Source organism: Vibrio sp. 10N.222.52.B7, from assembly GCF_041474275.1.
Lineage (GTDB): Bacteria > Pseudomonadota > Gammaproteobacteria > Enterobacterales > Vibrionaceae > Vibrio > Vibrio crassostreae_C.
Genome location: NZ_JBFRTU010000621.1, coordinates 1 through 306, shown reverse-complemented (window position 1 = coordinate 306; position 306 = coordinate 1). Strand labels below are relative to the sequence as shown.

General features: G+C 47.7%; 2 pseudogenes. Both read left to right on the top strand.

The features are described from left to right. Positions 1-104: pseudogene (locus AB4512_RS24500) on the top strand (AAA family ATPase); the annotation flags it as partial. Between the two features lie 14 nt (positions 105-118). Beyond that, positions 119-306 (top strand): annotated as a pseudogene (locus tag AB4512_RS24495) (DUF58 domain-containing protein); the annotation flags it as partial.

The following is a 306-nucleotide window of genomic DNA, read 5'->3' as shown; positions in this document are numbered from 1 at the left end:
GGGTTCTGCGCCACCGCCTGATTCTATCGTACGATGCATTGGCTGAAGGCGTCAGTTCAGACAGAGTCATCGATGAGATTTTGTCTCAAGTTGCAGTAGCGTAACGCGAGAGGTCACCATGGAGACGAAACCAACACTTGATCCCGATATCTATACCGATCTAAAGGCATTGCGATTGTTGAAATACAAGGCGCATGGCTTTGACTTTCTACCTAATCAGCCAATCAACAGTGCGTTAACAGGTCGCCATGTTTCGAAGCTACGTGGGCGAGGATTGAACTTTGAAGAGATGCGTCACTATCAGAT